Raw genomic sequence first — 13,062 nt, 5'->3', positions numbered from 1 at the left:
ACCATCCCCACCGGGATCAGCTGCCGGAATTTTCAGGACTTGGGGTTACCAGAGAAGTTAGATGCTCTCCTCCCGGTCGATGAAATTGTGCCCCGCCCGGGCAAACACAACGAAGGGGGGAGTTATTGATTGACTGGTTATCAGTGGACAGGGTTGGCCAGTAGCAAGCCGCCGTCGGGGTCTGGGGAATGGCGGCACGCAACGGCAGAGAAGTGACCGGCGCTTGAAAGCAACTGACCGGAACCGACCCGGTAAGGCGAATATCTTCCATTCCCCAGCGGCTTTTTTGGTTCATTTTTTGGCCGTACAAAAAATGAACAAGACAAGCTGACTCGCAAGCCCCCGGCAAGAAAAGAGATTCGCGGCTTTTTGAGAGAAGCCCTGATTATTTGTCAAAGTGGCCCTTCATCCAGTTTAGTTCTCCGTTCTAAATGTTGCAACTGAAAAGAATTTTCCTTTTGACAAAGAAAAAGCAGTAGAACTGAATCCCCGCCGTCTCTTACAAGTTAGAAGTGATCAGTAGATCTCGCGAAATTCCAACTCCAATCTGAATTTTTAGCATGCGAGATCCTTTGCTTTGCATCTTAACGAGCAAGCCTTGATGAAACTGACTTTTCAGGATGGGAATAATTAAATATGAATTTAGGAATGGACAACGGTACAGTCAGTTTTTCCATACGTAAAAAGGATAACAGCAGTGACGGGAGATGTCCGGAGAATCAGAGTGAAAAACTGCTGGTACGGGAAATTCAGGAGGGCAACGTACGGGCATTTAAGAATGTGATGAGAACCTACTATCGCGAGCTGATTGATTTTGCCCATCACTATGTGAAATCGTCGTACCTGGCCAAGGATGTTGTGCAGGATGTATTTGCGAATATCTGGGAAAGGCGAAGCAGCTGGTCACCCGACCGTTCGTTGAAAATGTATCTGTATCAATCGGTTAAAAATGAAGCGTTAAAATTGTTGCGCAATCGCAAAACCGAACGCAAATATATTGAGTCTTACCTGGAAGAGAGGGGCGAGGCGAAAATATACCCGGAACAAATGGAGATTAGTGAAGAGCGGGAATTCCAGGAGGCGGCCCAACAGGCGATACAGTCGCTCCCCGAGCGTGCCCGAATGACCTATCAGTTGCACCGCAGGGACGGGCTGACCTACAAGGAGATCGCCCAGGTGATGGATGTTTCGCACAAAACGGTGGAATCTCAGATGAGCAGGGCTCTCCGTATACTGCGTGAACGGCTTGCCAACTACCTTCCCACCCTTCTTTTGATGACGGTTGCAGAGTATATTTTTTGTTGAAAAGTATGTTTGAACGGCGTGAGTGTGTTTTTTGCAGCCTATCCCTTCCATGACTTAATGGTAACAGTCGTCTCTTAAAATTTTTTTCAAAAAAATTACAGGGTGCCCGGACTGGCGTGGATCTTAGTTACTGAACGGTTTCTGTTGAGTGGAAATCATGTATAATCTGCCTGGCAGGACTAAGCAGAGACTGAGAACCCATAATCGTGCTGTTATTATATGCAAGATCAGAGAATTTGGAATTTGATTCACCGCTATCTATCGGGGGAATGCTCACCGCGGGAAGAGCGGCGGCTGCATAACTGGCTGGCAGAAAATCCGGCTCACCAGGAATTTTTTGACGCAATAAAGAAAGTATGGCGCATCAGCCCGCTCTACAATGTAGAGGTCGATTTTGACGAGGACTGGAAGCGGTTCAGCGAGCGCCTGGGAATAGAATTTGAAGAAACGGCATCTTCGTCAGTTGAGTCGTCCCGCCCCAAAATTCGTACCCATCCACGTTCAAAAAGCCACCCGGTACGCCAGTTGCTGCGGGTAGCGGCCATTTTGTTGCTGATTGCAATACCCGCCTACTATTTTATCGCGTCAGAAGGTACAGTCCCGGAAACTACAGCTGAAACCGAAGTTGCCATGCAGAATATTCAGACGGCCCGCGGAGAACGCGCCAGCATGGAATTTAGTGACGGAAGCAAGGTGACGCTGAATTCCATGAGTACGTTGCGTTTCCCAAAAGCTTTTGAGGGAACCAGCCGGGAGTTGTACCTGGAGGGCGAAGCCTTTTTCCAGGTTGCTCACAACGAGGAGCGCCCCTTCGTGGTGCATGCCAATGGGGTCGAGGTCAACGTGTTGGGCACCGAGTTTAATGTCAACAGCTACCAGGAAAATGAAGCGGTTGAAGTAGTGGTGCGAGACGGGACGGTAGCGGTCAATTCCGTAAGGACTGATGGCGGATCAACGGGCAGGCAGCAGGTACCGGAAGTCGACCCAGAAGACGATCGCGTTATTCTGAACAAAGGACAACGCACAACGGTTGTCCCGGGAGGCCGGCCTGCCACTCCCGAAAATGTGTCGCTTGCCCCGCACCTGGCCTGGGTAAATGGAGAGATGATATTTGACGGGACCCCGATGCGAACCGTTATGAAACGGTTGCAACGGGCATATAATATGAACTTTGAAGTGGCGGATTCCACGCTGCTGACAAAACGGCTAAAAGCTTCTTTTAAAAGAGAACGAGTGGAGAAGGTGCTTGGAATTATTGCTTTCTCTCTCGATATAGATTATGAAATACGCGAAAACACAGTAGTATTTAATTCTAACTAAAGGGATAGAACCAATGACAAAAAAATACCATAGGAATATGCGAATATCGGAACGACCGATATGGGCAATGATTTTTTGCTTCATACTCACGGTTGGGTTGAGTGGAACAGCAGAGGCACAGGACAGGATGAACCTGTACACTGATGCCCGGGTTCAGGAGTTGAACCTGGAGCGTTCGAGCTCAGAACTGCTACAACAGAAGGTAACGCTGAAATATCACGAGGTTACTGTTGAGAAACTTCTGGCTTACCTGGAGCAAAAAAAAGAGATCCAATTTTCATACAACAAGCAGCTGTTGGCTGAGAATCCCCGCGTTTCGGTGAACCTCGAACAGGTATCGCTGGGTGAGGCTCTCGACAAGATATTTGAGCAGACAAATATCAAGTATTTTGCTTTCGATGGTGGTTATGTTGTGCTTCGAGGAAACGATTTCAAGAAAACCACCCAAATTGAATCCGTCAGCGGAACGGTAACAGACGCCGAGACCGGCGACACCATGCCGGGCGTGAACGTTACGGTAAAAGGAACCTCGACGGGAACCGCCACCGCTGGTGATGGCACCTATTCGTTAAATGTACCTTCTCTCCAAGATACGTTGGTGTTCTCATTCATCGGATTTGAGATACAGGAGGTTCCGATCGATGGTCGTACTACCATTGATGTAAGCATGACCAGCGAAGCCATTATGGGTGAGGATATCGTGGTCGTGGGGTATGGTACCCAGCAGAAATCCGACTTGACCGGTTCCGTGGGAACGGTAGATGAGGAGGTTCTCCAGGAGCGGCCCTCCACCAACGTCTCTCAGGCATTGGCAGGTCGCGTTTCCGGGGTTGATGTCTCTCTGAATTCCGGTGAACCAGGAGGTTCTCCCACTATTCGTATTCGCGGCAGCAGCTCAGTAAGCAATACGAACGACCCGTTGTATGTTGTTGACGGAGTGATGCTGAATGTAGAACGCATGCAGAGTGGAACACACGCAATCAATTCCATTCCTCCAAGCAGCATTGAGTCCATTGAGGTGCTCAAAGATGCTTCCGCTACGGCAATTTACGGGGCACGGGGGGCCAATGGTGTCGTTCTGATCACGACCAAAAAAGGAACCCGTGAAGGCCCGCGTGTGAATTACGATGCATCTGTCAGTACCGGTACGGTAGCCAAAAAGATTGATGTGTTGAATGCCGAGGAGTTTCTCAGGGTTGAAGAGATCGCCTACTCCAATGCGGAAAAATATGATCCCGCAGGTTTTGCGTCGGGCAAGTACACCAACCCGGTGGACAAGAGAACCGATCCCCGCCTGTTCGATTCAAGTGGAAATCCGCTGTATGATACCGACTGGCAGGATGAAGCCTTCCGACAGGCGATAACCCACAGGCATAACCTTTCGGTTGCCGGGGGAGACGAGGGAACCACCTACGGACTCTACTTGTCGTATGACGATGAGCAGGGTGTGATGAAGGATTCCTGGTTAGAGCGCTATTCCGGTCGATTTAATGTGGAAACAGAAATTGCAGGATGGTTGAGCGCGGGAGGTAGCCTCACGTACAGCAACCAATCACAAAAAGAGCTTCATCCCTGGTCCATGCGAATGTTGTATGAGTCCATTCCGATTGTACCGGTTAAATACCCGGACGGAACATGGGCCGGTAATGAAGATTATCCCGGGATGGAAGGTGGACCCAACCAGCGGAGAGTATCCGAGGAGAGTATTCACCTGCTGAATACCCAGAATATACTTGCCAACATCCATACCAATATCACCTTTACCGACAACTTGGAGCTGAGAACGATGCTGGGTACAAATGTGATTACCCAGGAACAGGATCGGTATTCTGGTCGCACGCTTCCATTCCTGTCACGCGACCAAAACGGTATTGCAAGTATTTCGCCATCGCAAAATGCCAATTGGCAATTTGAAAACATCCTGAACTACAGTAATGACTTTGGTGAAGTGCATTCACTCAATGCCATGCTGGGTCAGTCGATTCAAACTTCTCACAGCTCCAGCTCCACAGCTGAGGCCTGGGGTTTTATCGATGATTATTTTGAATACAACAACCTGGGCATAGCCGACAATCCACGTCCGCCCAATTCGTCTACCAGCGAATACTCGATGTCATCGGTATTCAGCAGAATCAACTACACCTACAACGACAAGTACCTGTTTACGGTGACGGGTCGTGTGGACGGATCCTCAAAGTTCGGTTCAAACAATCGATACGCATTTTTCCCTTCAGCTGCACTGGGATGGAGAGTATCCGAGGAGGATTTCCTGCGGAACAACTCGGTGATATCCAACCTGAAGATTCGAACCAGCTACGGGTTGACCGGGAATTCGGAAATTTCCAACTACCAGTATGAGGCTGGCCTGGGAACCTATACAGCTATATTTGGCGGAAGCCGGAATATCGGTGTCGGTGTTCAGCGGTTGGCCAATCCCGACCTGAAATGGGAGGTTAACAAACAGATTGACCTGGGAATTGAACTGGGACTCTTTAATGACAGGATCTCGGTTGAAGCGGATGTGTACCGCAGAAAATCGGAGGATATGCTTCTGGAACGACCTCTGCCCCGCACAAGTGGGTATGCTACCGTGTTTGAAAACATAGGCAGCATGGAAAACAGGGGTATTGAGCTGGCATTAACAACGTATAATGTCCAGGGCAACGACTTTTCCTGGAGCACGGACTTCAACATCTCAATTAATGAAAACGAGGTCCTCAAGCTTCACGGTGGATCCGATATCGAGACCGGCGGCGGCGTGCACGGCGGCGGTGCGGGAAGCATTATCCGCGAAGGGTTGCCTGTAAATACATTTATGGGCTATATCTCCCTGGGTACCTGGAATACCGATGAAGCTCAGGAAGCAGCCCAGTATAATCGCCTTCCGGGAGATGTGAAATATAAAGATGTAAACAACGACGGGGCTATCAACCAGGACGACCGTGTTCCGATCGGAAACGGTGTGCCCGATGGGTACGGAAGCCTTATCAACACCTTTACATACAAAAACTTTGAGTTCTCCGCTGATATCCAATTCATGTATGGTAACGATATTATGTGGGAAGCAGTGCACTCAACGGAAGACCGGGTGGGAATCGCCAACAGCCTGGGCTCCGTACTGAACGCCTGGACGCCGGATAACCAGGACACCCCGATTGCACAGTTGCGGCCTACACAGGCGGGGTATGATACCGACAACGACACCCACAGGATGCAAGACGGTTCGTTCATCCGGGGCAGAAACTTTACGTTGTCATACAATCTTCCCCAGGACATTTTGAGTCCCCTGAGCATACGTAATCTGAGGGTTTATGCCACCGCGCAGAATCTGTTCACTATTACGGAATTCCGGGGATATGATCCTGAAATATCGACTTCAGGTGCGCCATTTTCCAGAGGTAGGGCACAGTACTTTGAATACCCAAAATCCAGAACATTTATTTTGGGTGTCAACCTTGGATTATAAAATGATGCGCCTTTTTAACTATAAAATTTTATTTCCATACCTATGAGAAAGTTAACTTCATATTTAATACTTGGTAGTTTTATTGCACTTGTAGCTTCTGGCTGTGACAGCTTCTTGTCGCATTCGGATCCTACAAGCTTTACAAAAAACAACTATTATACCGAACCGGCCCACGCTGAAGCTGCAGTCAATGCTATTTATGAAGACTTGAGAGCAGTCAGAGGAGGAGGGTTCGGGGGCGCTCCCTGGCTTATGACGGAGTTTCAAACCGGGTTGGCAAACACGGAACTCGGCCAGGCGACGAATAGCCTTGATATCCGGGCCCTGGACAACAGTGCCGATAACGGTTATGGCCAAACCTACTGGAACAGCCATTATCGCGGTATCGCCAATGCCAACGAGGCCCTGGCCAATATTCCCAATATTGAGCAGTTGGATGAAGCCACGGAAAACAGGTTGCTGGGAGAGGCACGATTCCTGCGTGCGTACTACTATTATAATCTTGTCAGGATCTTCGGGGATGTCCCCCTTATTCTGGAGCCTGTCGGTTTAGATTCGGAAAACCTGGCTCCGGAACGGGCCCCGGTTGCAGACGTGTACGACGCAATAGTCAGTGATTTAACGTGGGTGGAGTCTAACTCCGGGTTGCCTTTTAATAATGAAACCGGAAGAGCTACAATGGGAGCCGTTAAAACCCTGCTGTCCAGCGTCTACCTGACGATGGCGGGTTACCCGTTACAGGGGGGCGACCAGTATTACCAGCTTGCCAGGGACAAAGCAAAAGAGGTTATCGATTCCGGCGAATACCGCCTGTTTGATACCTATGAAGAACTCAAACAGGAGAGCCTGGAGAATACCGGAGAGCACATCTTTATGGTGCAGTTCGATGCCGATATTGTTGATCACAACGGTCTGCAGTATGTAACCCTTCCCTACAACCAGGATATATCGGTGTTCTCTGCCGAGACTGGGGGTATCTTTGCACAGGAAGAGTTTGTGGAGTCATACGAATCCGGTGACAAGCGAGCCGAAGAAAAAGGGTTCTACTATAGTGAGTTTTCACCGGCATCCGACCGCAGTGTGACCAAGAACCTGGGCGGTTGGTATCTCTGGAAATTCTTTGACGAGGAGGCTAATGTTGAGACTGCCGTCTCCGGGATGAACTGGCCGCTGTTTCGCTACGCGGAAGTATTGCTTATTTTTGCGGAAGCAGAAAACGAGGTCAACGGCGGACCTACACAGGACGCCTACGATGCGGTGAACGCCATTCGGGACCGGGCCGATATCCCGGATCTTGCCGGGCTTTCCCAGGAGGAGTTCAGGGAAGAGGTCTGGGAGGAGAAATTCCACGAACTCAGCTTCGAAAATAAAGCATGGTTCGACATGGTTCGCCTGCGCAAGGCCTATAACCTGGGAAATGGAGAAAAATTCGAGGATTATGTCGGACATACTTTTGTTTATGGCCCGACGCTTTCGGAGCGGGAGCTGCTGTTTCCGATACCGGCCCCCGAACGACGCAACAACGAGAACCTCACTCAAAATCCCGGTTATTAATGGGATAAAATTCTGGGCTTTATCATAATAACCTACTATAATACATGAGGAATGTCAGGATGGGGTCTGCTTTAATGTGGGCTCCATCCTTCATTCTATCATCAAAAAGCCATTAATACTATCGAAAGGTTCGTTTTATGAATAATTTTTCATCGCGAATAATACATTTGCTCGCAGTTTCACTCGGGCTGGCAACATTTCTGGCCAGCTGTTCGGATCAACCCAGGGTCGATTTAAATAAAGATTCCCATATTGTCCTGCTGGGAAATAATCTCGGCTCGCGTATGTTAAACTTCGGTCATTTCGAAACCGAGATGCATCTGCGCTATCCCGACAGCACGCTGTACATCCGGAATATGTCGGATCCCGGAAATACCCCCGTTTTCAGGCCGCATGCGGCACGAAATTCACCGTGGGCGTTTCCGGGAGCCGAACAGTTTATTGATGATCTGTCGTTTATTGCGGACAGTGCCCGGGCATTCCAGGCTCCCAGTATCGGCCACTTCCCGACACCTGACGAGTGGCTGACCCAGCTGGAAGCCGATATCATCATCGCTTTTTTTGGGTACAATGAGTCTTTCCGGGGCGAAGAGGGACTGGAAACCTACAAGGCGGAGCTCGAGGCGTTTATCGAGCACACCCTGAGCCAGACCTATAATGGGCAAACGCCCCCCAAACTGGCCATTGTCTCTCCCATCGCCTTTGAAGACCTTTCCGACCGTAAAGACCTGCCCGACGGGGAGCAGGAAAACGCAAACCTGCAGATGTACACCGAAGCGATGGAAGAGGTCACCGCCGCGTATGACGATGTGCACTTTGTAGATACGTTTACGCCAACGAAAGCCTGGTTTGAACAGAGTGAAAAGCCCCTGACGATCGACGGGTTCCAACTCTCCGGTGAGGGGTACAAGCGGTTTTCAAAACTGCTGGCCGACCGGGTCTTTGGCGAAGTCGAGCCCAGGGCCGAAGAACACAAGGAGTTGGTCCATGACGCGGTGATGGAAAAAAACTGGACCTGGCACAACGACTACAAGATTCCCAACGGGGTCCACGCATACGGGCGGCGTTACAAGCCGTTCGGACCCGACAATTATCCCTACGAAATTGAGAAGATTCGCCAGATGACCGCTATTCGGGACACGGCTATTTGGAAGGCAGTTCGGGGAGAAACGACGGATCTGGCGGCCGCGGATGCCCATACCCTGGAGCTCCCCGAGGTAGAAACCAACTATGAAGATGAGCCGGACGGACCCGGTGATACCCGGTACCTTTACGGGGAAGAGGCGCTAGAAACCTTCGATATGGCCCCCGGATATGAAATTGAGCTGTTTGCCTCCGAGGAGCAGTTTGCTGACCTGGCCAACCCGGTGCAGCTCTCCTTTGACAACCGGGGGCGGCTGTGGGTGGCGGTCATGCCCAGCTACCCACATTGGAAACCAGGTGATGGTAAGCCAAACGATAAGCTGCTTATTCTTGAAGATACGGATGGGGATGGTCGTGCCGATAAACAGACTACCTTTGCCGACAGCCTGCACCTGCCGGTTGGTTTTGAAATAACCTCTGATGGCGTGCTGGTCTCTCAGGGAACAAACCTTAAACAGTATTTTGACACCGACGGAGACAGCCAGGCTGACAGCGTGGAGATCGTCTTGAGCGGGTTTGATGATCACGACACTCACCATGCCCACAGTGCCTATACGGCCGATCCCTCCGGGGCAGTCTATATGGGGGAAGGGGTCTTCCTGCGGACCAATGTGGAGACCTCGTATGGACCGGTCCGGGGGACCAACGGCGGATTTTACCGCTATAACCCGCAACGCCGCCACCTGGAACGTACCGCCCAGCTTTCGATTCCCAATCCCTGGGGTATCGCCTTTGACCGGTGGGGACAAAACTTTTTTGCCGAGACTTCCAGCCCGAACGTACGCTGGATGATGCCCGGTAGCATTAAACCGTTGTACGGTGAGTTTTCTCCCAAATCGGAGCAACTGATCGAGCAGGATCACATGGTCCGGCCAACCTCCGGCCTGGAATTTGTCTCCAGCCGCCACTTCCCCGAAGAGGTTCAGGGCGACATGCTGATCAACAATACCATCGGTTTCCTGGGAACCAAGCAGCACCAGGTGATCGAGGAAGGAACCGGGTACAGCACCCGGCACCGCCTGGATCTGGTAAAGTCATCTGACGGGAATTTTCGGCCGGTGGATATGGAATTTGCCCCGGACGGTTCGCTCTACCTGGTCGACTGGCACAACGTGTTGGTCGGGCATATGCAGCATAATGCGCGTGACCCGCTGCGCGACCACAAGCACGGGCGCATCTATCGCATCACCTATCCATCACGACCGCTGGTGGAACCGGCCGAGATCGCCGGTGCATCCATCGAACAGCTGCTCGATAATCTCAAGCTGCCCGAGTACCGGACGCGCTATCGCACCCGCCGCGAACTGCGTGGCCGGGACGCTGCCGAGGTCCGTTCGCATATTACAGAATGGACTGCGGACCTGGACCAGGAAGATCCGCAATACGAGCATCACCTGCTGGAGGCACTGTGGGTCACATGGGGACTCAACGACGTAGATGAAACGCTGCTTCGGGAGCTGATGGAATCCAGTGACCATCGGGTGCGCGCAGCAGCGGTACGCGTACTGCGCTACTCTGGGCATCAGGTTGAGGCTCAGCAAGAGCTGCTGATGCAGGCCGCAGGCGATGATCACGGGCGGGTACGTCTGGAAGCGATTGTGGCCGCCTCATGGCTGGACGAAGAGGAAGGGCTGCCGATCCTGGCCGAAGCCAGCAAGAAACCGCTCGACCGCTGGATCGCCCCCACCTTTAATGCGGCGATGGCCCATATCCAGGGCGAATCCTATATCCCGGCCGAACAAGGTGAGGAGATGGCCCAGACTGACTTGGAAGGGGCCGACCGGGAGCTGTATGAGTTGGGCGAGAAGATCTATAGCCGCGATGGCAGCTGCGAGACCTGCCACCAGCCCAACGGCAAAGGGCTGGCTGCCTCCGGATTTCCGCCCCTCGCGGGTACGCAGTGGGTCCTTGGAGACGAGGAGCGGCTGATAAAACTGGTGTTGAAGGGACTGCAGGGTCCCATAGAGGTGCTGGGCGAAGAATATCCCGGGCAGGTCCCGATGACACCCTTTGGCGGCATGCTGAATGACGAGGAGGTCGCTGCCGTGCTTACCTACGTCAGGAATGCATTCGGGAACGAGGCCGCGCCCGTTTCCCCGGAAAAGGTAAAAGAGGTGCGGGCCTCCGTTCAGGATAAATCCGGTTTTTATACCCCGGAGGAGTTGTTGAACGAGCATCCTCTTGAGGAGTGATGCCGCGTCAAGGAATAATTGATATGAAATGACCAGATAAATTCATGGGTTTTAATTGGGCGAACAAGATATGTTGAGATCATGGGGCATTAACATAGTAATGGCGCTGTGCCTGCTGCTCTTAACACAAGTTGGGAAGGCACAGCAGCCTAATATTGTATTCATATTTGCGGATGATCTCAGCTATCATGACGTCGGCGCCTATGGAAACAGCGAGGTTCGAACCCCTCATATTGATGCACTGGCGAAAGAGGGCATCAGGTTCACCCGCGCCTACAATATGGGATCATGGTCCCCGGCCGTTTGCATGCCCAGCCGCACGATGCTCAACACCGGACGATATCTTTGGAACGCTGAAGAAGCGCGTAGCGAAGATTACCGGCAGATTCGCCAGTCCGGTGATTTTTGGAGTCAAAGGCTGAAAACGGCAGGTTATGAGACCTATTTTACGGGGAAGTGGCACGTCCCGGGTCTTGATCCCGGGGATCTGTTTGACCATGTGGTCCACGTTCGTCCGGGAATGCCGGATCAGACCGAGGCCGGATACGATCGTCCTCATAAGGGGGAAGAAGATCCCTGGAGTCCTTATGACACAACATTCGGTGGATTCTGGGAGGGAGGCAAACACTGGTCGGAGGTACTGGCCGATGATGCCATTAATTTTATCGACGATGCCTCAGAACGCAACAAGCCGTTCTTCATGTACCTGGCCTTTAACGCCCCGCATGATCCCCGGCAGTCGCCCAAAAAATTTGTTGAATCCTACAATCCGGATGAATTGGAAATCCCTGAAAACTATCTTCCGGAATACCCTTTTAAAAATCCGATTGGAGCCGGACGTGTTAATGAACGGAATCGCCCGCATCCTCCAGGAACACCACGGGAAGTGATAGAGTCGAGTCCATACCTTCGTGATGAACGCCTGGCTCCGTTTCCCCGTACCGAATACGCCGTCAGCGTACACCGGCAGGAGTACTACGCGATTATATCACATATGGATGAACAGATCGGGTATATTCTGGACCAACTGGAGAAGAGAGGAGAGTTGGAACAAACGATTTTCGTGTTTACCTCGGACCACGGCCTTGCAGCAGGACAACATGGATTTATGGGAAAGCAGAATATGTATGAGCATTCCCTGAAAGTTCCTTTTATTATGAAGGGACCGGGTCTTCCCGCGGGAGAGGTATTCGATGCATCTATATACCTGCAGGATGCCGTTCCCACGACGATTGAGCTGGCCGGTGGCGCGGTGCCCCACTCCTATCAGTTTCGATCTCTGTTACCACTTATTCGTGGTGAAGAAACGGAGCTTCATCCGGCGATATACGGGGCTTACCTGGACAAGCAGCGATCCGTCATTGAATGGCCTCACAAGCTTATTTTGTATCCCGATATTCCGAAGGTCCGATTATATAATCTGGAAGAGGATCCATATGAAACAGAGGATTTGGCTGGGCAGGAAGATTCAACGCCAATTATTAAACGGCTCATGAAGCAGCTTTCAGAACTGCAGGAGGAGACAGGGGATAACCTTGTTCTTTCCAAATTTTATCTTGAGTGGTTCTGATTTTATAAGCGTTGAACCGCCCGGCTTTTTTGTTCAGGAATAGCTCCCGGGAATATTTTAAGCTTTAATTAATAGCTCATGAGATATTGAGATATAACGTATAATGAGAGACCTTTGCAGAACCTGCTATTTTGCTGGGAGGTAGTTGTACTGCCGACCTTATTGACCTTTTAACGGGAGTACAACTCCCTCAGAACGAATAAGTGAGGGTTTTGCAAAGCCCTCAATGAGTGTACAGATATCGGTAAATAACCCTTTTTACGAAGAGATCATTAGTGAAATTCAATAAAACTATTTTTAATTAAACCAAACTTTAACATTATGACAGACCTACCATTTCGATTTGGAGCGGAAGTGTACACCTGGTTTATGGATGGCAACGGGGAGGCCCACGAAGGTGAACTGGGCCATATGATTGAGGTGACGGCCCGGGCGGGGTTTGACGGGATCGAGCCGATCGCCTACTGGATGGGGGAGCTGGCCGACCCGCAGAAGCTGGCCGCCACCCTGGA

The 13,062-nt window shown here is 51.1% G+C and carries 6 protein-coding genes and 1 pseudogene; all 7 read left to right on the top strand.

Annotated elements, in window-relative coordinates:
* Nucleotides 1–648: 648 nt before the first annotated feature.
* Nucleotides 649–1,305 (top strand): RNA polymerase sigma factor, encoded by a 657-nt coding sequence (locus ACG2E4_RS07085; protein ID WP_395259032.1) that lies wholly within the window; start codon nucleotides 649–651, stop codon nucleotides 1,303–1,305.
* A 243-nt stretch (nucleotides 1,306–1,548) separates the two neighbouring features.
* Entirely contained in the window at nucleotides 1,549–2,625 is a 1,077-nt protein-coding gene (locus tag ACG2E4_RS07080) for a FecR family protein (protein WP_395276121.1), read from the top strand.
* A gap of 13 nt (nucleotides 2,626–2,638) precedes the next feature.
* On the top strand, nucleotides 2,639–6,091 hold the full coding sequence (locus tag ACG2E4_RS07075; RefSeq protein WP_395276120.1) for a SusC/RagA family TonB-linked outer membrane protein: 3,453 nt from the start codon (nucleotides 2,639–2,641) through the stop codon (nucleotides 6,089–6,091).
* Nucleotides 6,092–6,205: 114 nt separating this feature from the next.
* Nucleotides 6,206–7,645, top strand: coding sequence for a RagB/SusD family nutrient uptake outer membrane protein (locus ACG2E4_RS07070; protein WP_395276119.1), 1,440 nt, complete (start codon nucleotides 6,206–6,208; stop codon nucleotides 7,643–7,645).
* A 137-nt stretch (nucleotides 7,646–7,782) separates the two neighbouring features.
* A complete protein-coding gene (locus ACG2E4_RS07065) occupies nucleotides 7,783–10,980 on the top strand; it encodes a PVC-type heme-binding CxxCH protein (protein ID WP_395276118.1) in 3,198 nt (1,065 codons plus the stop codon).
* Nucleotides 10,981–11,050: 70 nt separating this feature from the next.
* Entirely contained in the window at nucleotides 11,051–12,550 is a 1,500-nt protein-coding gene (locus ACG2E4_RS07060; RefSeq protein ID WP_395276117.1) for a sulfatase-like hydrolase/transferase, read from the top strand.
* Between the two features lie 321 nt (nucleotides 12,551–12,871).
* Nucleotides 12,872–13,062 (top strand): annotated as a pseudogene (locus ACG2E4_RS07055) (sugar phosphate isomerase/epimerase); the annotation flags it as partial.

Source organism: Halalkalibaculum sp. DA384 (genome assembly GCF_043951955.1).
Classification (GTDB): domain Bacteria; phylum Bacteroidota; class Rhodothermia; order Balneolales; family Balneolaceae; genus JAMQKA01.
This window is presented reverse-complemented; position numbering and strand designations above follow the sequence as displayed.

Coding starts and splice junctions, on each gene's coding strand:
- ACG2E4_RS07065 (WP_395276118.1), top strand. CDS start 7,783: ATGAATAATTTTTCATCGCGAATAATACATTTGCTCGCAGTTTCACTC.
- ACG2E4_RS07060 (WP_395276117.1), top strand. CDS start 11,051: ATGTTGAGATCATGGGGCATTAACATAGTAATGGCGCTGTGCCTGCTG.
- ACG2E4_RS07085 (WP_395259032.1), top strand. CDS start 649: ATGGACAACGGTACAGTCAGTTTTTCCATACGTAAAAAGGATAACAGC.
- ACG2E4_RS07075 (WP_395276120.1), top strand. CDS start 2,639: ATGACAAAAAAATACCATAGGAATATGCGAATATCGGAACGACCGATA.